17 protein-coding genes are annotated in these 21,709 nt (G+C 73.9%); 13 read left to right on the top strand and 4 right to left on the bottom strand.

Going from position 1 to position 21,709, the window contains the following annotated elements; translation table 11 throughout:
* Positions 1 to 4: 4 nt before the first annotated feature.
* Positions 5 to 2,152, bottom strand: coding sequence for a S9 family peptidase (locus PKE99_RS21355; RefSeq protein WP_231498157.1), 2,148 nt, complete (start codon positions 2,150 to 2,152; stop codon positions 5 to 7).
* 80 nt (positions 2,153 to 2,232) lie between these two features.
* Between PKE99_RS21355 and PKE99_RS21350 the strand changes: the two genes are divergently transcribed.
* From PKE99_RS21350 to PKE99_RS21340, 3 genes are all read left to right on the top strand, one after another.
* A complete protein-coding gene (locus PKE99_RS21350) occupies positions 2,233 to 3,738 on the top strand; it encodes an AMP-binding protein (RefSeq protein WP_081924024.1) in 1,506 nt (501 codons plus the stop codon).
* Positions 3,738 to 4,481, top strand: a complete 744-nt coding sequence (locus tag PKE99_RS21345; RefSeq protein WP_037044216.1) for an enoyl-CoA hydratase/isomerase family protein — start codon at positions 3,738 to 3,740, stop codon at positions 4,479 to 4,481. Before PKE99_RS21350 ends, PKE99_RS21345 begins: the two co-directional genes overlap by 1 nt.
* 118 nt (positions 4,482 to 4,599) lie before the next feature.
* Positions 4,600 to 4,788: a hypothetical protein gene (locus tag PKE99_RS21340; protein WP_037044218.1), complete on the top strand. Its 189-nt coding sequence runs from the start codon at positions 4,600 to 4,602 to the stop codon at positions 4,786 to 4,788.
* 6 nt (positions 4,789 to 4,794) lie between these two features.
* On the opposite strand, the gene PKE99_RS21335 is transcribed toward PKE99_RS21340, so the two are convergent.
* The gene (locus tag PKE99_RS21335) at positions 4,795 to 6,093 is read right to left on the bottom strand and encodes an LCP family protein (RefSeq protein WP_051737222.1); all 1,299 of its coding nucleotides are present in this window, start codon (positions 6,091 to 6,093) and stop codon (positions 4,795 to 4,797) included.
* A gap of 239 nt (positions 6,094 to 6,332) precedes the next feature.
* Between PKE99_RS21335 and PKE99_RS21330 the strand changes: the two genes are divergently transcribed.
* The 10 genes from PKE99_RS21330 to PKE99_RS21285 all read left to right on the top strand — a co-directional run bounded on the left by PKE99_RS21330 (position 6,333) and on the right by PKE99_RS21285 (position 17,593).
* Entirely contained in the window at positions 6,333 to 6,617 is a 285-nt protein-coding gene (locus PKE99_RS21330) for a hypothetical protein (protein WP_037044221.1), read from the top strand.
* Between the two features lie 82 nt (positions 6,618 to 6,699).
* Entirely contained in the window at positions 6,700 to 7,989 is a 1,290-nt protein-coding gene (locus PKE99_RS21325; RefSeq protein ID WP_306470746.1) for an AI-2E family transporter, read from the top strand.
* Positions 7,990 to 8,038: 49 nt separating this feature from the next.
* A complete protein-coding gene (locus PKE99_RS21320; protein ID WP_051737223.1) occupies positions 8,039 to 8,722 on the top strand; it encodes a GAP family protein in 684 nt (227 codons plus the stop codon).
* Positions 8,723 to 8,857: 135 nt separating this feature from the next.
* Positions 8,858 to 9,223 (top strand): hypothetical protein, encoded by a 366-nt coding sequence (locus PKE99_RS21315; protein WP_037044224.1) that lies wholly within the window; start codon positions 8,858 to 8,860, stop codon positions 9,221 to 9,223.
* Between the two features lie 52 nt (positions 9,224 to 9,275).
* Positions 9,276 to 9,950 carry an MBL fold metallo-hydrolase gene (locus tag PKE99_RS21310; RefSeq protein ID WP_037044229.1) on the top strand — a complete coding sequence of 225 codons (675 nt, stop codon included), beginning with the start codon at positions 9,276 to 9,278 and terminating at the stop codon, positions 9,948 to 9,950.
* A gap of 653 nt (positions 9,951 to 10,603) precedes the next feature.
* Complete coding sequence (uvrA, locus tag PKE99_RS21305) at positions 10,604 to 13,534, top strand: excinuclease ABC subunit UvrA (RefSeq protein WP_037044232.1); 2,931 nt, start codon at positions 10,604 to 10,606, stop codon at positions 13,532 to 13,534.
* A 292-nt stretch (positions 13,535 to 13,826) separates the two neighbouring features.
* Positions 13,827 to 14,948 (top strand): ABC transporter substrate-binding protein, encoded by a 1,122-nt coding sequence (locus PKE99_RS21300; protein ID WP_051737224.1) that lies wholly within the window; start codon positions 13,827 to 13,829, stop codon positions 14,946 to 14,948.
* Positions 14,949 to 14,985: 37 nt separating this feature from the next.
* The gene (locus PKE99_RS21295) at positions 14,986 to 15,840 is read left to right on the top strand and encodes an ABC transporter ATP-binding protein (protein WP_037044235.1); all 855 of its coding nucleotides are present in this window, start codon (positions 14,986 to 14,988) and stop codon (positions 15,838 to 15,840) included.
* Entirely contained in the window at positions 15,840 to 16,700 is an 861-nt protein-coding gene (locus PKE99_RS21290; RefSeq protein WP_037044237.1) for an ABC transporter permease, read from the top strand. Before PKE99_RS21295 ends, PKE99_RS21290 begins: the two co-directional genes overlap by 1 nt.
* Complete coding sequence (locus tag PKE99_RS21285) at positions 16,697 to 17,593, top strand: ABC transporter permease (protein WP_037044238.1); 897 nt, start codon at positions 16,697 to 16,699, stop codon at positions 17,591 to 17,593. The genes PKE99_RS21290 and PKE99_RS21285 overlap by 4 nt, the downstream gene beginning before the upstream one ends.
* Before the next feature lie 7 nt (positions 17,594 to 17,600).
* Here the strand turns inward: PKE99_RS21285 and PKE99_RS21280 are convergent, their stop codons facing one another.
* Both PKE99_RS21280 and PKE99_RS21275 read right to left on the bottom strand, forming a co-directional pair.
* Complete coding sequence (locus PKE99_RS21280; RefSeq protein ID WP_051737225.1) at positions 17,601 to 18,425, bottom strand: SWIM zinc finger family protein; 825 nt, start codon at positions 18,423 to 18,425, stop codon at positions 17,601 to 17,603.
* Positions 18,422 to 21,478, bottom strand: a complete 3,057-nt coding sequence (locus PKE99_RS21275; protein WP_037044239.1) for an SNF2-related protein — start codon at positions 21,476 to 21,478, stop codon at positions 18,422 to 18,424. Before PKE99_RS21275 ends, PKE99_RS21280 begins: the two co-directional genes overlap by 4 nt.
* Positions 21,479 to 21,709: the final 231 nt, after the last annotated feature.

The raw sequence follows: 21,709 nt of genomic DNA, 5'->3' as shown, positions 1-21,709 counted from the left end.
GCGGTCACACCGGCGGCGCGGGCACCCCCAGCGCGTCCCGGAGGAACTGCACCTGCAGGAGCAGCAGGTTCTCGGCGACGACCTCCTGCGGCGTCATGTGCGTGACGCCGGAGAGCGGCAGCACCTGGTGCGGGCGGCCCGCGGCGAGGAGCGCCGAGGACAGCCGCAGGGTGTGGGCGGCCACGACGTTGTCGTCCGCGAGCCCGTGGATGATCATGAGGGGCCGGTTCGGGCGGTCCTCGGAGGCCGGGGTGGCGGCGTCGGCGAGCAGCGACGACCGCTCGTAGGCCGCCTTCTCGACGGCCGGGTGCCCGAGGTAGCGCTCGGTGTAGTGGGTGTCGTAGAGCTCCCAGTCCGTGACCGGCGCACCGGCCACCGCGGCGTGGAAGACGTCCGGCCGGCGCAGCACCGCGAGCGCCGCGAGGAACCCGCCGAAGGACCAGCCGCGGATGCCGACCCGGGTGAGGTCGAGGTCCGGGTTCTCGACGGCGAGGGCGCGCAGGGCGTCGACCTGGTCGTCGAGCACGGGCTGGGCGAGGTCCAGGTGCACGGCCCGCTCGAACTCCGGCCCGCGGCCGGGCATCCCGCGGCCGTCGACGACCACCACCGCGAAGCCCTGCTCGGCGAACCACTGGCTGGTCAGGTGCGGGTTGCGGGCGGCGTAGACGCGCTGGCCGTGCGGCCCGCCGTACGGGTCCATCAGCACCGGCAGCGGCACACCCGGCTCCCACCAGGAGGGCAGCAGCAACGCGGTCTGCAGCCGCCGTTCGCCGGCCCGGTGCAGCGAGATCCGCAGCTCGACGTTCGGCTCGGCCGCGAAGGAGGCGATCTCCCGCTCGACGACACCAGCGCCGTCCGCGGTCCGGACCGTGGTCGCGGCCGGCGAGGCGAGGTCGGTCGAGGTGCGCACGTACGTGCCGCCGGAGAGACGCCCGGAGTGCACGCCCTCCTCGGGCGACACGGGCACCAGCCCGCCCACGGCGTCCCAGGTCCACAGCCGGACCGACGCGGGGGTGGTCGAGCCGCTGATCAGCAGGGTGTCGCCGTCGACGTCGAGCAGGCTGCGGACCTGGAGATCCGGCGGGGTGACGGGCTCGCCGTCGACCAGCACCCGGTGCGCCCCGTCGCGGTGGGCCAGCTTCACCAGCGCGCCGGAGGCGGTGTGCACCCGCAGGCCCGGTGTCGCGTCGACCCACACCGGGTCGGTCTCCTCGTCGACGAGCGTGGTCGTGCCCGTGGCCGGGTCGACCGCGAGCATCCGCAGCGCCTTCTGGTCGCGGGGCTGCACGACCACGAACAGGCCCCGGTCGTCCCACACGACGTCGACCACGTACTCGTCCCGCTCGACGTCCCACCCGATCGGCGTGCGGCTGCCGTCGAGGCCGACGATCTCGAGGGTCACGGCCGGGTTGGTGGTGCCGGCCGCGGGATAGCGGACGGCCGCGGGGGTGCGGTCGGGGTTCGCCGGGTCCGCGATGTGCCACACCGGCACCGCGGCCTCGTCGACCCGGGCGACGACGAGCGCGTCGCCGTCGGGGGACCACCAGAAGCCGCGCATCCGGTCGATCTCCTCGGCGGCGACGAAGTCGGCCAGCCCGTAGGTGACGTCGTCGCCCTCGGGGACCAGCAGGGTCGTGGTGGTGCGCGCGGCGATCAGGTGCAGGTGCAGGGCGCCGCCGGAGACGAACGCGATCCGCGCGCCGGTGGGGTCGAGCCGCGGGTCGATCACCGCGCCGTGGGTCTCGATGAGCCGCGGGGTGAGCCCGCCGGCGAACTCGGCCAGGTAGAGCCGGCCGGACAAGGGGAACACGGCGCGGGTCACGGCCCGGTCCGTCGCGTAGCCGACCACCCCGCCCGCCTGCTCCCGAGCCCGCTCGCGGCGCGCCCGCTCCTCGGCCGGCAGGTCCTCGACGTCCGTGTCGTCGAGCTCGCGCGGGTCGGCGATCAGCCGCTCCTCGCCGGTCTCCACCTCGAGGCTCCACAGGCACGTCACCGGGTCCGTGCCGCCGCGACTGCGCAGGAAGACGACCCTGCCGCCGTCGGGCGAGACGGTGACGCCGCGCGGGGCGCCGAGGGTGAACCGGCGGGTGCGGGCGTGCAGGCGGGGGAAGGAGTCGGCGGTCGACCGGGTGTCCGTGATCGGCTGGCTCACGGTGCGCAGTCTGCCGGACCGCGCCGCGCCGGACCGGACGGCCTTCCCTGCCAAACGACCGGTGGGTAGCGTCGGCGGGTGTGACGGCACGGACCCTCGGCGACCTGCTGGCCGCCCATCCGCACGACACCGCCTGGACCGTTGCGGGCGAGCGCACCTCGCCCGCCGCGCTCGACACCGCCGCGAAACGGCTGGCCGCGGGCTTCCTCGGCCTCGGCCACGAGCCGGGTGACCACGTGGCGCTGATGATGCGGGCGAGCCCGGCCGCGCTCGCGGTGTGGTTCGGCCTCGCCCGGGCAGGTCTCGTGGAGGTCCCGCTCAACACCGCCACCCGCGGCCACCTGCTGGAACACCTGCTGGCGCACTCGCGGGCCCGCACGGTGGTGTGCGACGCCGAGTTCCTGCCGCTCGTGCGCGAGGCGGCGCCGGCGGGCGTCCGGATCGTCGTGCACGGATCCGGTGACGCCCCGTCCCTGGAGGACGTGGAGCGGGAGCCGGCGGGGTTCTCCGCGGTCGACCCCGACGCGACGACGGTCGTGCTCTACACGTCCGGCACCACCGGCCCGCCGAAGGGCGTCCGGCTCTCGCACCGGTCGAACCTGTGGCTGGCCCGCCGCACCGTGGAGCTGATGGGCTACACCGCCGCCGACCGGCTCTACTCGGTGTTCCCGCTCTTCCACTCCAACGCCCGCTTCTGCTCGGTGCTGCCCGCGCTGCTCACCGGCGCCGGGCTGGTCATGGACCGGCGCTTCTCGGCGAGCGGGTTCTGGGACACCTGCCGCGCCCACGGGATCACCGCGTTCAACTTCCAGGGCGCGATGCTCACCCTGCTCCACAACCGCTCGCCGCGGCCCGACGACGCCGACAACCCCGTCCGCGTCGGCTTCGGCGCCCCGTGCCCGCCGGAGGTCACGGAGGCCTTCGAGCGGCGGTTCGGCGTGGCGCTCACCGAGATCTACGGCAGCACCGAGGCGTCGCTGGTCGTCGAGGGGCCGCCGGGGGAGCGGCGCAGCGGCTCGCCCGGCCGCGCCGCTGCGGGCTACGAGGTGCGGATCGTCGACGAGCGCGGGCACGAGGTGCCGCGCGGCGAGGCGGGCGAGATCGTCTGCCGGCCGAAGGAGCCGGGCATCCTCTTCAGCGGCTACCACGACATGCCGGAGGAGACCGTCGAGGCGTGGCGGGACCTGTGGTTCCACACCGGGGACCGCGGCCGCATGGACGCGGCCGGGTACCTCTACTTCCTCGACCGGCTCTCCGACTCGATCCGCCGCCGCGGCGAGAACGTCTCCTCCTGGGAGATCGAACGGGTCCTCGCGACGCACCCGGCGGTCGACGCCGTCGCGGCCTACGGGGTGCCCAGCCCGCTCTCCGAGGAGGACGTCATGGTCGCCGTCGTCCTCGTGCCCGGGGCCGGGCTCGACGGGCCGGGCGTGGTCGCCCACTGCACCGGACGGCTGACGGAGTTCGCGGTGCCCCGGTACGTGCGGTTCCTCGACGCGCTGCCGGTGACCCCGAGCCAGCGGACGGAGAAGTACAAGCTGCGGGCGGACGGGGTCACCGCCGACACCTGGGACCGGGAGGCCTGATGGAGCGGTTCGACATCACCTCGCCGCGGCCCGGCGTCGCCCTGGTGACGATCGCCCGGCCGGACAAGCTCAACGCGATGGACCCGCTGTTCTTCCGGGAGCTGATCGCGCTCACCGGGGAGCTGGGCGCGGACCCGGAGGTCCGGGCGGCCGTCCTGACGGGCGCGGGGCGGGCCTTCTCGGCGGGCGGGGACATCGCGAGCTTCCGGGAGATCGCCGGCGACACCGCCCGCGTCCGCCGGCACCTGCGCCTGGTGTTCGACGCGTTCAGCAGCGTCGAGCGCTGCCCGGTCCCGGTGATCGGCGCGGTCAACGGCATCGCGCACGGCGGCGGCACCGAACTGACCCTGGCCTGCGACGTCGTCTACGCGGCCGAGTCGGCGACCTTCGCCTTCCGCGAGCCCACCGTCGGGCTCACGCCGGGCTGGGGCGTGGTGCGCGGGCCCGAGGTGATGGGCCGGCACTGGACGCGGCTGCTGGCGCTGTCCGGACGGGTGATCGACGCCGGCACCGCCGCCCGGGCGGGGCTGGTCCAGGAGGTGCTGCCCGACGCGGCGCTGCTCGACGCCGCGCTGGACCTGGCCACGGAGATGGCGGCGCTGCCGCCGCTCGCGGTCGAGGTGGGCAAGGCGTTCGTCAACCGCGGGACCGAGCCCGGCTTCGCGGAGGCGGTCGAGGCCACGGCCCTGCTCTTCGGCACCGCCGAGCACCGGGAGCGGGTGGCCGCCTTCCTCGAACGGTGATCCGCTCGCCCCACCGGGGGGACCGCTCGACCCCCTGATTTCCGCTCGTCCGGCCCGGCCCGTCTCCGTTTCCGACGGCACGCGTTGGGAATGCATCCCCACCAACGGAGGTGACCGGATGATCAACGTGTACCTCTCGGCCCGGGCGCTGGCGGCGGCCCGGTCCGTCGACCCGGGTGTCTCGCCCGCGGCCGTGCACGCGGCCGTCGAGATCGCCCTGGTCGAGCAGCTGCGCGAGGTCGCGACGTGGTCGCCGGAGCGGATCCGGGACCGGGCGACGCGCATCGAGCGGGACGCGACCGGCTAGAGGCTCCTAGTTCACGCAGGGCACGGCCGCGGCGTCGATCAGCGGGCGGTGCTGCCACTGGTCCTCGGGCACGGCGATCGTGGTGGTCGGTGCGACCGCCGACGTCGCCGTCGCGGCGGTCGGGGTGCCGGAGGGCGTCGCCGACGGGGTGGGCCCGGTGGCCTTGACCCGCGACGCGTCCGGGTCGGGTGTCTCGGGCGCGGTCCCGTCCGCCCGGGCGTCGGTGAACAGCACGGTGTGCACGAAGTCCCGGACCTGGTCGTCGTCGATCTCCACGGCCACGCCGTCGACGGGGGTCCAGAGGTCCGGGCGGATCGAGGGGATGGTCCGGAACACGACGTCGCCGCCCGCGAGCCCGCCGAGCTGACCGACGAGCTGCCGCAGGTCCCACCCCGAGTCGACGACGACGTGCCGGGTCACCACCCCCAGCAGCGCCGAGACGGTGGCGGGGTCGGCGAGGGTGCCGGCGGCGAGCACCTGGTGGGCGAGCCCGGCGAGGAAGGCCTGCTGGCGGGTGATCCGGTCGAGGTCCCCGCCGTCGAGCCCGTGCCGCTGGCGGACGAACGCCAGCGCGGCGGCCCCGCTGACCGACTGCGGCCCGGCGGGCAGGTCCACCCCGGAGTAGGCCCGGTCGTCGACCGGCTGGTTGAGGCAGACGTTGACCCCGCCGAGCGTGCCCGTGAGCTCGACGAACCCGGCGAGGTTGAGCTCGGCGTAGTGGTCGACCGTGGTCCCCGAGACGGCCTCGACGGTCGCGACGAGGTTCGCCCGGCCTGCCTCGCGGCTGCGCCGGTCCAGCTCGGCGCCCGTGACGCCCTGCGCCTCGAGCCGCGCCTGCTCGGCCCGGTACGCACGGCCGTACGCCGAGTTGATCTTGTGGCGGCCGCTGCCGTCGGCCAACGGGACGTAGGAGTCGCGCGGGAACGAGACCGTGACGACAGGCGAGCGCGGGTCCGCCGGCACGCGGACGAGCATGATCGTGTCGGTGTGCAGCTCCCCGCCGTCGTCGCCGGCGTGGATCTCGGCGAGCAGGTCGGGCGGGAGCGGCTCGCCCTGCGCGTCCGTGCGGCTGTCCAGGCCGACCAGCAGCGCGGTGTAGCTGCGGCGCGGGGTCGACACCGCGGCCGTGGCGCCCGCGCGGGTGGCCAGGACCGAGCTGGTGGTGAGGTCGGCCGCGAAGGTCCGCGACACCACCCAGACGTAGCCGGTGCCGGCGAGGACCGCGACGGCGAGCAGCGCGACGCCCGTGCGCCCGGCACCGGCGAGGACGCGGCGGAGCGTGCGGGACCGCGGCGGCTTCTCCATCCGTTCCTCTCACGCACAGGGACCACTGCACGTCCCGACGCTGCGTCCGTCCAGAGGAGAACACGGCCACCAGGGCCGTCGGCCGAGCGTACGGCCTGTGCACACGCCCGTGGCGAACGAGTGATCACCTCCACCCGACCGGCCCAACGCCCGTCCGGTCACTCGGGCCGGGTGAGGCGCCCGCGCCCGGGGCGGCGCGACCGTGGGGGGCGAACCGCACGAGAGACGAGGAGACCGGCATGAACGATCGTCGGACGGACCCGCAGTGGGAGGACCTCGACCACGGGCTGCTGATCGGATCGGTGGTCCTGCTGGCGGTGGGCGCCCTCGCCGGTCTGGGGGGCTCGTTGCTGGCGGGAGCGGCCGCGGCCAAGGCGGCCCGCAGCTGGCTGCGCCGGGCGGACCTGGGACCGACGGACCTGGCCAAGCTCAAGTGGGCGCAGGCCCGCGCGGCCGCCGGTGCGGGCGCCGGGGCGTGGCGCGCCGCGGAGCCCGGGGACCGGCGCGCGGTGCCGGTGCCCTGACCAGCGGCAGCACCCGGGGGGAGGCGCCCGTTCGCCCGCGGCGGGTGAGGCCGGGTCCGCCGGGCGGACCTAGCTTCGGCGCGTGACGACTCCGGTGCCACCCCCCGCCCGCAGCCCGGACGACCTGCCGTCGAACGGGTCCCGACCCCGTGACCGGGGCCTGCCGCGCGCGCTCGTCGTGCTGCTGGGCGCCGCGGCGGTCGTCGTGGTGGTGGCCGGCATCAAGGCGATCGCCTGGCTGATCGCACCGGCGTTCATGGCGCTGATCATCGTGATCGCGGTCTCGCCGGTGCAGGGCTGGCTGAAGCGCAAGGGCTGGCCGGCGTGGGCGACGACGCTGGTGCTCGTCGTGCTGGTCTACGCGGTCCTGATCGTGCTCGCCCTCGGGATCGTCGCCTCGATCGCGCGGCTCGCGACCGAGGTCCCCAAGTACGCGTCGAAGGCCGACGGGATGGTCGCCTCCCTGACCGGCGCCCTCGCGAAGGCCGGCGTGGGGCCCGACCAGCTGAAGCAGGCGGCGAGCTCGCTCGACATCGGCAAGCTCGCCGGGCTCCTCGGCGCGCTCCTCGACAGCGTCGCCGGGCTCGCGTCGAGCCTCGTCTTCCTCCTCGCGCTCCTGCTCTTCCTGACGGTCGAGGCGGGAGGCGTGCGGCACCGGCTCGCCTCGATCGCCGCCGACCGGCCCGACGTCATCGGCGCCCTCGGCCACTTCGCCTGGGGCACGCGGCAGTACCTGCTCGTCACAACGGTCTTCGGGTTCATCGTCGCGGTGCTCGACTCGATCGCCCTTGCCCTGATGGGCATCCCGCTCGCGGTGACCTGGGGTCTGCTGGCCTTCATCACCAACTACATCCCCAACGTCGGGTTCGTCATCGGCGTGATCCCGCCCGCCCTGCTCGGCCTGTTGGTCGGGGGGCCGCAGCTCGCCATCGCGGTCGTGGTCGTCTACTGCGCGCTGAACTTCGTGGTCCAGTCGCTCATCCAGCCCCGGTTCATCGGGGACGCGGTGGGCCTGTCGATCACGGTGACGTTCGTGGCCCTGTTCTTCTGGGCCTGGCTGCTCGGCCCGCTCGGCGCGATCCTCGCGATCCCGCTGACGCTCCTGGTCAAGGCGATGCTCGTGGACATCGACCCGAAGGCGCGGTGGGCGGACGCCTGGCTGCGGTCGACGCCGAAGGAGGCGGAGGAGGCGGCCGCCGACGAGGCCGCCAAGGCGGCGCGCAAGGCGGAGAAGAAGGCCGCGCGCAAGGCGCACCGGCACCCGCAGCCGGCAGGCGTCGCGAGCGGGACCGACGGGGACGCCGCGGGCGGGCCGGGGGCCGCCGGGCCGCCCGAGCCCCCCGCCCGCAGCGACCCCCGGGTCACGCCGTGAGCCGCGGCGGCACCCGCACCCGCGGCTGACCGCGCGTGAGCACCGAGTCGTGAGTACCGAGGCGCTGGTGCTCGCACTGTCCGCGGTCCTCCGGCCCACCGCGCTCGCCGCGCTGTTCGCGATCCTGGCGTCCCGGGACCCCCGGCGGCTGCTGACGGCGTACCTCGTGGGCGGGCTCGTGTTCACCCTCGCCGTCGGCACCCTGGTCGTCGTGCTCCTGCAGGGCCTCAACGCCCGCACGGCGACGACGTCGAGCAGGCCGGTCCTCGACGTCGTCCTCGGCGTGGCCGCGCTCGGCTACGCGGTGGCGGCGCTGGCGCGGTGGCAGTCGCCCTGGCCGTTGAGCCGGGGGACCGAGCGGCCGCCCGGCGAGCCGACCTGGATGCAGCGCCGGCTGCAGGGGCTGACGGTGCGCGGGGCCGCCGGAGCCGGCGTCCTCACCCACCTGCCCGGCCTGACGTACCTGGCCGCGCTCAACGCGATCGTCGCCTCGGCCGCGGGAGCGGTGGTCGACGGGCTGGTCCAGGTGGCCGTCTACAACGCGATCTGGTTCAGCACCGCGATCGTCGCGCTCGTGCTCGCGGTGCACCGCCCGCAGGTCGCCCGGGAGGTGCTCGAACGGCTCGTCGCCTGGATCCGCGCCCACCGCCGGCCCATCACGGTCGTGTTCTTCGGGGCGCTGGGCGCCTACCTGGTCGTCACGGGGACCGTGGACCTGATCACGCGGGCCTGAGCACCGAGCGCACGCGAGCGGTCGCAGGCGGCGTACCACGAACGGGTGGACGGCGGCCGCCGGGGTGACCAACCGTGGTCCCACCCACCAGACTGGCGCCGGGCAGCACCGGGTCGCGGGCAGGGGGTTCGACGGGTGAGCACGCACAGGGCGTCGACGAGCGGGAGCGGCGGTTTCCGGGCCGTCGGGCAGAAGCCCCCGGTCCCGTACCAGCGGGCCGCCACGGGCGCCCCGCCGGAGGGCCCGCCGACCACCGTCGGGGAGCAGGCGGCGCGCGCCGGCTGGGCGCCCGCGCCGCGACAGTCGCCGGCCCACACCCCGCCGCGCGGCCAGCGACTCCCGGGCACCGGCGACGGGCGGGCCCTCACCCTGCTGCGGATCGTCGCGTACGTGCTGACCTCGCTCGCGAGCCTGCTGTTCATCGCGCTCGTCGTGTACGGGTACCTGCTCGTGCAGGACGCGGTCCAGACGTTCCCGCGGCTGTTCACACCGGGCGGCTGACCGGGCCGGCGGCAGGGCGACGGGCGGGCGCCGGCGGCACTAGGCTGCGCGCGTGGACGTCCTGGACGAGTACAGCGGGCACACCGACCCCGGCGGCGCGGCGATCCGGCGGAGCCTGGCCCCGCTCACGATCAGCAAGGTGTCCGTCGGCCCGATGGACAACAACGCCTACCTGCTGACCTGCACCGCCACCAACGAGGCGCTGCTCATCGACGCGGCCAACGAGCCGGAGCGCATCGCCGACCTGGTCGGGGCGGAGGACGGCAGGCCCGAGCTGCGGCACCTCGTCACCACCCACCGCCACCACGACCACTGGCAGGCGCTGGGCGCGGTGGCGGGGATGTTCCAGACCCGGCAGATCGCGCACCCGCTCGACGCCCCCGAACTGCCGATCCCGATGGACGAGCTCGTCTCGCACGGCGACCGGGTGGAGTTCGGCGACATCTCCCTCGAGGTCATCCACCTGCGCGGGCACACGCCGGGCTCCATCGCGCTGCTCTACCGCGGCCCGGACCGCCCGCACCTGTTCACCGGCGACTCCCTGTTCCCGGGCGGGCCGGGCAAGACCTGGTCGGCCGAGGACTTCGCCTCGCTGATGGACGACCTCGAGTCCCGGGTCTTCGGCGAACTGCCGGACGACACCTGGGTCTACCCGGGCCACGGCGACGACACCACCCTCGGCGCGGAGCGTCCGTCGTTGAAGGAGTGGCGGGAGCGGGGCTGGTGAGCTGAGCGCCGGCCGCCTCGACTTCCGAGGTGGCCGACCGTCTGCTCGCGGTCGATCCGAGGCCCCGACGCCGCCGTAGGTCGGCGGGCCGCGGGGCCGCGGGTCGTCGCCGCACACCCGCTCGGACGCGCTGCCGCCCGATCGCGGGAGCGGCACACCCGAGCGCCGGCGGCACAGCGGCCGGAGCGCGAGACGCCCGCGGTAGCGCGGCATCCTGCCCCCCGCGCCGGCACACCTGCTCATAGCGCCGGCAGTCGTGCAGGCCGTCGACGGGTGTCCCGGGGACTCGCCGGATGTGGCGGCGGGCAGGAACGGGTGTGCCGCGACCGGGGGCGGAGGCCCCGTGGTACCGCCGTCGAACATGTGTGCGACAGTGGTCACCTGGTCCGGCGGGCGCCGCCGGGAAGCACCGGGCGGTCCGCGGCGTTGAGCCGGGTGGCCGAACGGGGATCCCGACGGCGGCCGCGGTGCCGGTGCGAGCCGGCGGCCCGTGTTCGCCCGGCGCTCGCCGGTGCGCGCCCGCCGACCGGGAACCCCGGGCCGGACGGTGCGGACGATTTCTGTCGGACCCCCGGCCTAGCATCGATCGCGGGTCCCCGGTCTGCCGCGGACCGGGCCCGCCGATCCCCGGTGACCCGTAAGGAGGCGCCCTCGTGGCACAGGTCCGCACCCCGCACGACGCTCCCCGGCTGGTCGTGCGCGGCGCGCGCGAGCACAACCTGCGCGGGGTCGATCTCGACCTGCCCCGGGACAGCCTCGTCGTCTTCACCGGCCTGTCCGGCTCCGGCAAGTCGAGCCTCGCGTTCGACACGATCTTCGCCGAGGGCCAGCGGCGGTACGTCGAGTCGCTGTCGGCGTACGCGCGGCAGTTCCTCGGCCAGATGGACAAGCCCGACGTCGACTTCATCGAGGGCCTCTCGCCCGCGGTGTCGATCGACCAGAAGTCCACGAACCGCAACCCGCGCTCCACGGTCGGCACGATCACCGAGGTCTACGACTACCTGCGGCTGCTCTACGCCCGGGCCGGCGTCCCGCACTGCCCGGTCTGCGGCGAGGTGATCGAGAAGCAGACCCCGCAGCAGATCGTCGACCAGGTGCTGGCGATGGAGGAGGGCAGCCGCTTCCAGGTGCTGGCCCCGGTGGTCCGCACCCGCAAGGGCGAGTTCGTCGACCTCTTCACCACGCTGCAGGGCCAGGGCTACTCCCGCGTGCTGGTCGACGGCACGGTCCACCAGCTCAGCAACCCGCCGAAGCTGAAGAAGCAGGAGAAGCACGACATCGCGGTCGTCGTCGACCGGCTGTCGGTCAAGCCGAGCGCCAAGCAGCGGCTCACCGACTCGGTGGAGACCGCGTTGCGCCTGGCGGACGGGCTCGTCGTGCTGGAGTTCGTCGACCTGGACGACGAGCACCCGCACCGCGAGCGCCGGTTCTCCGAGCGGATGGCCTGCCCCAACGGGCACCCGCTCACGCTCGACGACCTCGAGCCCCGCACGTTCTCCTTCAACTCGCCGTACGGCGCGTGCCCGGAGTGCTCGGGCATCGGCATCAAGAAGGAGGTCGACCCGGAGCTCGTCATCCCGGACCCCGAGCTCAGCCTGGCCGACGGGGCCGTGGCGCCGTGGAACAACGGGCACACCGCCGAGTACTTCGGCCGGCTGCTGTCCGGGCTGGCCAAGAGCATCGGGTTCCGGATGGACACGCCGTGGCGGAAGCTGCCCGCGGAGGCGCAGAAGGCGGTGCTCCACGGCAGCGACGACCAGGTGCACGTCCGCTACCGGAACCGGTACGGCCGCGAGCGCGCCTACTACGCCAACTTCGAGGGCGTGATCCCGTTCCTCGAGCGCCGGATGGACCAGACCGAGTCCGAGTCGCAGCGCGAGCGGTACGAGGGCTACATGCGGGACGTGCCGTGCCCGGCGTGCAAGGGGGCGCGGCTCAAGCCCGAGGTCCTGGCCGTCACCCTGGCGCACCGCGAGCAGGGCGACCGGTCGATCGCCGAGGTGTCGGCGATGTCGGTGGCCGAGTGCGCCGAGTTCCTCGACGGGATGGTGCTCGACCAGCGGCAGGCGATGATCGCGGGCCGGGTGCTCAAGGAGATCCAGGCGCGGCTGGGATTCCTGCTCGATGTCGGGCTGGACTACCTCTCGCTCGACCGCGCGGCCGGCACCCTGTCCGGCGGTGAGGCGCAGCGCATCCGCCTGGCCACGCAGATCGGCTCCGGCCTGGTCGGCGTGCTCTACGTGCTCGACGAGCCGTCCATCGGCCTGCACCAGCGCGACAACCGCCGGCTGATCGACACGCTGACCCGGCTCAAGGAGCTGGGCAACACGCTGATCGTGGTGGAGCACGACGAGGACACCATCCGGGCCGCGGACTGGGCCGTCGACATCGGCCCGGGCGCGGGGGAGCACGGCGGCCAGGTCGTGCACTCCGGCACGGTGGCGGACCTGGAGTCGCACGACACGTCGCTCACCGGGGCTTACCTCTCCGGGCGGCGCAGTATCCCGGTGCCGGACGTGCGGCGCACCCTCGACCCGGAGCGCAGGCTCACGATCGTCGGCGCGCGCGAGCACAACCTGCGGGGGATCGACGTCGACATCCCGCTCGGCGGGCTCGTCTCGATCACCGGCGTGTCCGGCTCCGGCAAGTCCACGCTGATCAACGACATCCTGGCCACCGTGCTGGCGAACAAGCTCAACGGCGCTCGCCAGGTGCCGGGCCGGCACACCCGGATCACCGGGATCGAGCAGCTGGACAAGCTCGTGCGCGTCGACCAGTCGCCGATCGGGCGCACGCCGCGGTCCAACCCGGCCACGTACACCGGCGTCTGGGACAAGATCCGCACCCTGTTCGCGTCGACCACCGAGGCGAAGGTGCGCGGCTACCAGGCGGGCCGCTTCTCGTTCAACGTCAAGGGCGGGCGCTGCGAGGCGTGCTCCGGGGACGGCACGATCAAGATCGAGATGAACTTCCTGCCCGACGTGTACGTCCCCTGCGAGGTCTGCAAGGGCGCCCGGTACAACCGGGAGACCCTCGAGGTGCACTACAAGGGCAAGACCGTGGCGGACGTGCTGGACATGCCGATCGAGGAGGCCGCGGAGTTCTTCGCGCCGATCACCTCGATCAGCCGGTACCTGACCACGTTGGTCGACGTCGGGCTGGGCTACGTCCGGCTCGGGCAGCCGGCGCCCACCCTCTCCGGCGGCGAGGCGCAGCGCGTGAAGCTGGCCAGCGAGCTGCAGAAGCGGTCCAACGGCCGCACGATCTACATCCTCGACGAGCCGACCACCGGCCTGCACTTCGAGGACATCCGCAAGCTGCTGCAGGTGATCAACGGGCTGGTCGACAAGGGCAACTCGGTCGTCGTCATCGAGCACAACCTCGACGTGATCAAGACGTCGGACTGGGTCCTCGACATGGGGCCCGAGGGCGGTTCCGGCGGCGGCACGGTCGTCGCGCAGGGCACCCCCGAGGAGGTCGCGGGCACCGAGGGCAGCTACACCGGCCTGTTCCTCAAGGACCTGGTCACACCGGCGGCCCCGGCCCGGCGCACCCGGCGGAAGAAGGCCGTCGCCGCGAGCTGAGCGTCGTCGTTCCGACCGGGCGTGCCCGGGACCGCTGCGGTGGTCCCGGGCACGCTGCGTTCGTAGCAGTCAGCGCACGGTGAGCGCGTGTGCGATCACCCACTCGTGTTGCGCAAGCGCGACCGACCGGCATCACCGCCGTAACAGCCGTGAAACCGCAGCGAACCCGGATCTTCCTAGATTCTGCGGGTCGGCGCGTCGGGGAACGAGTGTCGACCACCGACACACCACCGGTGCGCCCGCCGGCCGTCCCGACCCAGGACGCCGACCGTACGTCGTAGGAGATCGCCACATGACGCTGCTCGTCCCGCCGCCCCACCAGCCCCCGACCGGTCCGGGCACCAGCCGCCGCGGCTTCCTGCGCCTCGCCGGCCTCGGTGTCGGCGTCGGTGCCGCGGGCGTCGCCCTCGCCGCCTGCGGCGGCGGTGGCTCCGGGAGCGCACCGGCCTCCGGTGCGGCTACAGCCGCCCCCGGCCAGTACGGCACGCTCGCCCTGCAGCTGTCGTGGATCAAGAACATCGAGTTCGCCGGCGAGTACATGGCGGACTCGAAGGGCTACTACAAGGCGGCGGGCTTCGACTCGGTCGACCTCGTGACCGGCCCGGTCGACAGCGCCGACGCGCTGGTCCTGGCCAAGAACGTCGACGTCGGCCTCTCCGCGCCCGACGCGACGGCCCGCTTCATCACCGAGCAGGGCGCACCGCTGAAGATCATCGGCAGCACGTTCCAGAAGAACCCGTTCTGCATCCTGTCCATGGAGCAGGGCACCCCGATCCGCACACCGCAGGACCTGATCGGCAAGCGCCTCGGCATCCAGGCCGGCACCAACCAGCAGATCTTCGCCGGGTTCCTCAAGGCCAACAACATCGACCCGGGCAGGGTCCAGCAGGTCGTCGTCCAGTACGAGCCGACCCCGCTGACCGAGAAGAGCGTCGACGGCTTCATGGCCTACACGACCAACGAGCCGTTCCTCATCAAGGCGGACGGCTTCACCCCGGTCACCCTGCCCTTCGCGGACAACGGCCTGCCGCTGACCGCGGAGACCTTCGTCGTGCTGCAGGAGACCATCGAGAACGACCGCGACAAGCTCAAGGCGTTCCTGACCGCCGAGATCAAGGGCTGGAACGACGCGGTCGCGGATCCGAAGGCCTCGGCCGAGCTCGCCGTGAACACCTACGGCAAGGACCTCGGCCTGGACGTCGCCGGCCAGACCGAGCAGATGCAGGCGCAGAACGAGCTCGTCGTCAGCCCGGACACGCAGGCCAACGGCCTGTTCACGCTGACCCCCGCGCTGCAGGAGAACATCGTCAAGGCCCTGGGGAACATCGGCATCACCGTCACCGCGGCCGACCTGTTCGACCTGACGCTGCTCGACGAGATCTACGCGTCCGACCCGAGCCTGATCAAGGCCTGACCGGACCGGCACGAGCGAGCAGCGGGAGGAGGCGGCTGTGACGGGGACACACCTCGACCGGCACGCGGGCAGCAGATCGTCCACCACGGACCCCCGGGCCGAGCCACGGGCGGCGACCGGGATCAACATCCAGGGTCTGGAGAAGGTCTTCACGATGGGCCGCCGCTCCGTGCAGGCGCTCGCGGCGACGAACCTGGGGACCACGCAGAACTCGTTCCTCTCGCTGCTCGGCCCGTCGGGCTGCGGCAAGTCGACGATCCTGCGCATCCTCGCCGGGCTGGAGACGCCCACCGAGGGGACCGCGCTGATCAACGGCCGCTCCACCCGGGAGATCCAGCGCGACCACCAGCTGGGCATCGCCTTCCAGGAGGCGGCCCTGCTGCCGTGGCGCAGCGTGGCGAGCAACATTCGGCTGCCGCTGGAGGTCGCCGGCATCACCCCGGAGCCGGGGCTGATCGACGACCTCGTCTCGCTCGTCGGGCTGTCCGGCTTCGAGAAGGCCAAGCCGGCGCAGCTCTCCGGCGGCATGCGGCAGCGCGTGGCCATCGCGCGGTGCCTGGCCGTGCAGCCCACGGTCATGCTGCTCGACGAGCCGTTCGGCGCGCTCGACGACATGACCCGCCAGCGCCTGAACGTCGAGCTGCTGCGGATCTGGACCGAGCGCCCGGCGACCACGCTCATGGTCACCCACGGCATCTCCGAGGCGGTGTTCCTGTCCGACGTCGTGGCCGTCATGAGCCCGCGGCCCGGGCGGATCGCCGAGGTGGTCGAGATCGACCTGCCTCGGCCGCGGCTGCCGGAGCTCCAGCGCACCCCGGAGTTCCACGAGTACGTCGACCGGCTCTCCGAGATCCTCTTCGGCCGCGGCGGGGCACCCGCCGACGCGCACTGATGGCCGCGCCCACCGTCCCGCCCGTCACGGCGGCCGCCGACCCCGCGGAGGGCGGCCGGTTCACCGCCCTCCGCGGGGCGCCGCCGTGGGTGGGCGGGATCGTCGGCGTCGTGGTGATCGTCGTCGTCTGGTGGATCGCGTCGCTGACGCTCTACCAGGGGAGCGGAGCGATCCCGACGCCACCGTCCGTCGTCGCCAGGTTCTTCGACGGCGGGCAGTGGTCGGCCACCCTGAACAACGCGGGCGGGACGGTCGGCTCGGCCGCCCTCGGCTACCTCTGGGGCAACCTCGCGGCGATCGTGCTGGCGGTGATCGTGCTGCTGGTGCCCCCGCTGGAGGCGCTGGCCAACCAGATCGCCGTCGTCAGCTACTGCATCCCGCTGGTGGCCATCGGCCCGGTGATCGTGATCGTGGCCGGGCGGGACGCGCCGTCGGGTGCGTCGGTCGTGCTGGCCGCGATGAGCTGCTTCTTCACCACCACGGTCGGCTGTCTGCTCGGCCTGCGCGCCGCCCCGCGCACGAGCATCGACCTCATCAGGGCCTACGGCGGCAGCACCTGGACCGCGCTGCGCAAGGTGCAGCTGGTCTCCGCGCTGCCCAGCCTGTTCGCCGCACTGAAGATCGCGGCCCCGGCGGCGTTCCTCGGCGCGATCCTCGCCGAGTACCTCGGCAGCGGCGGCGACTCGACGCTCGGCCGCGCCGTCATCGCCGCGCAGTCCCAGTCCGACGCGCCCCAGCTCTGGTACCTCGCGCTGGTCAGCGGGATCATCTCCGGCCTCGGTTTCGTCGTGGTCGGCCTGGTCGCGAAGCTCGTCACGCCGTGGACCACGGGCGCCGACGTCCCGGCAGGAGCCCGATGACCGCCACGCCGATCACCGCCCCCGTCGGGGAGGCGACCACGGCGAGCGGCGCCGCGACCACCCGGGCACTGCTGCGCCGCACCGGCCGGGCCGGGGTCACCATCGTCGTCGCGCTCGTGGTGCTGGGCCTGCTGTGGCAGGCACTGCTGCTGGTGTTCGACGTGTCCGCGTTCGTCGGGAAGTCGCCGCTCGACGTCGTGCAGTACCTGTTCTCCGACACCCCGCCGCGCGGCGTGCGGCCGGCCTCGATGAGGGCGGAACAGGCGCGGGCGGACAGCTTCGGCGCGCTCGGCACCACGCTGGTCAACGCGCTGATCGGCTTCGTGGCCGGCATGGTCGTCGCCACGCTGGTCGCGATCGGGTTCGTGCTGTGGAAGCCGGTCGAGTTCGCGTTCATGCCGATCGCCATGCTGCTGCGCTCCGTGCCGCTGGTCGCGATGGCGCCGGTGCTGCTGCTGATCTTCGGCCAGGGCAAGGTCGGGATCGCGGTCATCGCGGCGATCGTGGTGCTCTTCCCGGTGCTGGTGAACATCGTGGTCGGGCTGAACTCGGCCTCGCCGCAGTCGCTGGACCTCATCACGGTCAACGGCGGGTCGGCCCTGACGGCGCTGGTCAAGGTCCGGATCCCGTCGGCGCTGCCGGAGTTCCTCGCGGCGATGCGGATCTCGGTCCCGGGCGCGATCGTCGGCTCCATGCTGGCCGAGTGGCTCGTGGGCTTCGCGGGCATGGGCGGCGTGCTGTCCGGCTACAAGGGCTCGGGCAACTACGGCGGCGTCTGGACGATCGTGGCCCTCGCCGTGATCGCGTCGATCGTGCTCTACGAGCTGGCGACCATCCTCGAAGCCGCCGTGCTCACCCGCTGGGGCCCGAACGCCGGCGTCAGCACCGGCTGAGACACCGCTACTCGGCGAGCTGCTCGTACGCGGGTCGCAGCAGGTCGCGGACCTTGCGCCGGCGCACCTCGATCGGCAGCTCCGGCACCTGCTCGAGCAGTGCGCCCGGCTCGGGCTCGGCCGGGGCGAACCGGGTGAGGTCGAGCTCGCCGGCCGCGTAGAACCCGTCGAGCAGCTCGCCGAGGGGACGCGCCGTCTCCTCGGCGACGGGCTCGGGCGCCGCCGTGCTCCCGCGGCGGCGGCGCAGGTTCGCCAGCAGGGTCTCGCGGTCCCGTCCGCGCAGGGCGAGGACCTCGAACGGGTCCGCGTCGAACCGCTCGGCGAGCAGGTAGAACACCGCCGCGAGGTGCTTGCAGGGGACCGTGGCGTCCGGACACGTGCAGTCCATCGACAGGTCGCGCTGCGACGCGGGGAACAGCGCCAGGCCGAGCCCGGCGAACAGCTCCTCGATCTCCGGCGGCATCCCGCCGGCCAGCAGCGTGGCGGCGTACCAGGCGTCGTCGGCCAGGGCCTGCTCGGCCCGGGCCCAGTCCTGCTTGCCCCAGGCCGGGATGCCGATGCGGACCTTGTAGGGGGTCGGCCGGGTGCCCTGCACCAGCGCGACGACGGCGCCCGCGTCGACCTCGCAGGACACGATCTGCCCGGAGCGGGCGTAGTTCCGCCCACGCGCCATGCGCCCGCCGACCCCGAGCGACTCCAGCACGGCGATGAACCGCGCCGACCACCAGGTGCGGGCCACGGTGCCGCGGGTGGAGTGGATCTGGATGCCGCCCTCGACGCGCAGCGGCCGGCGCGGCACGTCCTCCTGGGCCCAGAACGGCTGGTCGCTCATTCCTCGGCCACCGCCTCCGCACCCAGGGCGAAGACGGACCGCAGCTCGCCCGTGGACAGCTCCGTGAGCCACCCCTCGCCGTCGCTGATCACCATGTCCGACAACGCCTTCTTCGACTCGATCAGCGCATCGATCCGCTCCTCGACGGTGCCGGGGCACACGAACTTCCGGACCTGGACCGTGCGCCCCTGGCCGATGCGGAACGCCCGGTCCGTGGCCTGTTCCTCGACGGCCGGGTTCCACCAGCGGTCCAGGTGCACGACGTGGTTGGCCGCGGTGAGCGTGAGCCCCGTGCCGCCGGCCTTGAGCGACAGCAGGAAGATCGACGGGCCCTCCCCGGACTGGAAGCGCTCGACCATCGCGTCCCGCTGCTTCTTCGGCGTGCCGCCGTGCAGGTGCAGCACCTCCTGGTCGAACCGGGCGGACAGGTGCGGCACCAGCATCGACGCGAACTCGGTGAACTGCGAGAACAGCAGCACCTTGTCGCCCTCGGCCAGGATCTCGGCCAGCAGCTCCTCGAGCCGCGCGACCTTGCCGGAGCGCTTCCCGATCGCCGAGCCGTCGTGCAGCAGCTGGGCGGGGTGATTGCAGACCTGCTTGAGCTTGGCCATCGCGGCCAGCACGTTGCCGCGGCGCTGGATGCCGACCGAGTCCTCGATCTTCTCCATCATGTCGTCGACGATCGTGCGGTAGAGCGAGGCCTGTTCGCGGGTCAGGTGGTACTCCTGCTTGATCTCGATCTTCTCCGGCAGGTCGTCGATCACCGTGGGGTCGGTCTTCAGCCGGCGCAGCAGGTACGGGCGGGTGATGCGGCGCAACGTCTCCGCGGCCTCCGGGCTGCCGTGCCGCTCGATCGGCACCGAGAAACGCTGCCGGAAGCGTTCCGGGGTGCCGAGCATGCCGGGGTTGAGGAAGTCCATGATCGACCACAGCTCGGCCAGCCGGTTCTCCATCGGCGTGCCGGTGAGCGCGATCCGGTGCCCGGCCACGATCCGCCGCGCCGCCTTCGACGGGGCGGCGTTGCTGTTCTTGATCGCCTGCGCCTCGTCGAGCACCAGGCGGTGCCAGGGCAGCGACTCCAGCTCCTCGATGTCCCGGGACGCGGTGCCGTAGGTGGTGACCACGATGTCGGTGTCCGCCAACTGCTCGCGCAACGCCTCGCCGCGCGGCCGGCCGGGACCGTGGTGGGCGTGGACGCGGAGGTCCGGCGCGAACCGCGCCGCCTCCCGCTGCCAGGTGCCGACCAGCGACATCGGGCAGAGGATCAGCGTGGGGCCGGGCGGGGCCTGTTGCCGTTCGCGTGCCTCGAGGGCCAGGAGCTGGATCGTCTTGCCCAGGCCCATGTCGTCCGCCAGGCAGGCGCCGAGGCCGAGCGACGAGAGGAACGCGAGCCAGGACAGCCCGCGCTTCTGGTAGGGCCGCAGCTCGGCCCGGAACCCCGGCGGCGGGTCGAGCGGCTCGAGCGTGCGGTCCGCCGTGCCGCCGAGCAGGTCGCCGATCCAGCCCTCGGCCGCGACCGAGGTGATCGGCAGGGGAGTGTCGACGGCGCCCTGGGCCAGCGCCAGCGCGTCGGCCGCGGTGCCGGAGCCGCGGCGGGCGTTCTGCCGCCGCAGGAACTCCAGGCCGCGGGCCAGCGCGTCCGCGTCGACGCTCACCCACTGGCCGCGGATCCGGACCAGCTTGGCCTTGGCCGCGACCAGCGCGGCGATCTCCTCCTCGTCGAGCTCCTCGTCGCCGGCGGCGAGGGTCCAGCGGAACCTCGCGAGCTCCTCCCGGCCGAGCCCACCACGCGTGACGACGCCCGGTGCCGGCGGCGAGGACACCGACAGCCGGAGCCCGAGCGGGCGCCGCCCGGTCCACCCCGCCGGGAGCTGCACGCCGAAGCCCGCCGCGAGCAGCCGCGCGGCGTCCTCGGTGAGGAAGCGGTGCGCCTCGTCGAGCTCGAGGTCGAGCTCCTCGGGCCGGGCCTGGCGCAGCGCGCCGGTGAGCGGCGGGTAGACCAGCGCGGCCCGGCCCAGCTCGGCCAGCAGCAGCTCCTGCGCCGAGGTGATCAGCCGGTCGGCGCGCCCCGCCCAGACGTCGTCGGCCGGGAGGACCAGGCTCGGGTCCTCGGTCGACTGCAGCTGGAACTCCAGCACCCAGCGCGTGCCGTCGCCGGTCTGGTCGAGCGGGTCGTCCCCGGGGTCCCCGGGATCGTGCAGGGTGCCGATCTCGGCGAGACGGAAGGTGGCGCGGGCCGGCCCGGTCTCCTCGGTGGTGACGGCGTCCCACGGGCCGAGCGCGTCCGCCAGCGTGGCGAGCTCCCGCTCCGTCGCCTCGAACCGCGGGTCCGGTCCGGCGAGGGCGGCGAGCCAGGCCTCCGTGGCGGGCAACGCCTTCGGCGCGCGGCCGCGGCGCGGCGGGACGAGGGCGACGGGCGCGTCCGCCCGGGCCAGGCGCTCGCGGACCGCGGCGTCGACCAGGGTGTCGAGAGCGCCGTCGACAAGCAGGTCGGGGGAGTGCCCGGCGGTGTCGCCGGTGCGCCGCTGCTCGGCGCGGCCCACCGGGGGCAGCGCCTCGACGAGCGAGCGGCGCGCCACGGCGTCGAGCCCCTGGACCACGGGCCGCCACCGCGCCTCGGGCCCCGGCCGCAGGGTGGGCAGGACGCGCCCGCCGGCGGCGAGATCGTCCGCGAAGGCCGCGAGGGCCCGCAGGTGGACGACGGAGGCGCCGTACCGCACGTCCTCGGCCGGGTCGGCCAGCTCGCCCGGCTCGACCACGACCGCCGGCACGGTCCACGGCGTCAACGACACCTCGGACGACCGCCGGCCGGACGCCGTGCGGCGCACCAGCTCCGGCGACTCCACCGGCCCGTTCGCACGGGAGGGGAGCAGCAGCGTGATCGACGTCTGCTTGCCGGGGTGGATCCCGGCCAGCTGCGACGCCGGCACGGCGAACGGGTGCGGCCGCGCGCTCCGCAGCGAGCGGCGCGAGGTGGTGGCGGGGCGCTCACCGTCCTCCGCCCAGAGCACGACGCCCCGGGCGGGGGACCAGAGGGCGTGGACGACCAGCACAGGACCAGGCTACGAGCCACCCCCGACAGTTCCGCACCCCCGGCACGATCACCCGCGAGTCGGCGGTCTCGGGCGCCCGAACGACATCCCGGGCGACGACGAGGTGCAACTCGGTAGCGCGGAAGTGCCGACTCGGGCGTCCCTGGGTCGGAGGCGGTGCGAGCGGCTCGGGTGTTTGCACGACTCCCGGCCCTCATGATCGACGGCGGCGTGCGGTATGGGTCGCCGAGG

This window comes from Pseudonocardia halophobica (assembly GCF_027922425.1).
GTDB lineage: Bacteria > Actinomycetota > Actinomycetes > Mycobacteriales > Pseudonocardiaceae > Pseudonocardia > Pseudonocardia halophobica.
The sequence above is the reverse complement of the archived record's forward strand: the minus strand, read 5'-3'. Positions and strand labels throughout refer to the sequence as shown.